Origin of the sequence: Pseudoalteromonas sp. NBT06-2, from assembly GCF_002276045.1 — a bacterium.
Taxonomy (GTDB): domain Bacteria; phylum Pseudomonadota; class Gammaproteobacteria; order Enterobacterales; family Alteromonadaceae; genus Pseudoalteromonas.
In genome coordinates, this window is sequence record NZ_NQMR01000384.1 from 1 (window position 1) to 898 (window position 898).

Consider the following 898-nt stretch of genomic DNA (forward strand, 5'->3'; position numbering starts at 1 on the left):
ATTTATTCACCGAGATGTGCTGTGCATTATCATATATCAAACCCATTGCATTATTAACTAGTGCCGATACTAGTAGTGCTGCTGAGATATTTTCAATCGCGATGAGGGCGCGAGATAACTCAGTTTTAATTGGCCAGTCAACGGGTGGTGGTTTGTCTGACATGTTACCTAAATCCTTACCACATGGTTTGCAATATACTATTTCGAATGAAATTTATATTAGCCATGATGGCTTGGAGTTTGAAGGCACAGGTGTACCTGTAACAATTGAAAAACCATTTTTTACTTTAGAGCAACGTGCACAAGAAAAAGACTTGATAATTGAAGCTGCAATTGAATGGCTACAGATTAAAAATTAAATTTATGATTATAGACGCTGATTTAATTCAGCGTTTTTATTTTAAGGCCCTTTGTAAAGGGGGTTTACGTATTTTATTGCTTTATGATTAAAATTTAACAGTTATAAATTGTATAACTGAATTTATTCAATAAGTTACTTGAACTGGCGTCAAACAGTCGGCTGACGCCCCCTATTAAGTAAAAAAACAAGGAGTATTATGTCATTATGGCAATTAGCTTAAGAGAAGTTACTAAAGATAACTGGGAAGATATTATCTTATTAGAAATAACTAAAGAGCAAGAAGAGTTCGTCGCTTTAAATGCAGAGTCAATTGCAGGATCTAAGTTTAATGAACATTATGTTAACCGTGCAGTATACTTTAATGATGAAGCTGTCGGTTTTATTCAGTATTTCCCTAATTTTGAAGATGAAAAACCAAATGAGATATATATTGATCAATTTATGATAGATGTACCGCACCAAGGTAAAGGTTATGGTACCGAAGCAATGAAATTAGCACTTCATGAAATCACGCAACAGCACATCTCGGTGAATAAA

2 protein-coding genes are annotated in these 898 nt (G+C 34.1%); both read left to right on the top strand.

From position 1 onward, the window contains the following. Positions 1 to 359, top strand: a 359-nt coding sequence (locus CJF42_RS26205; protein WP_252097749.1) for a S41 family peptidase, incomplete at its 5' end; no start/stop codon positions are given. Positions 360 to 565: 206 nt separating this feature from the next. Next, the coding region (locus tag CJF42_RS26210; RefSeq protein WP_095369400.1) for a GNAT family N-acetyltransferase at positions 566 to 898 on the top strand (333 nt) is incomplete at its 3' end.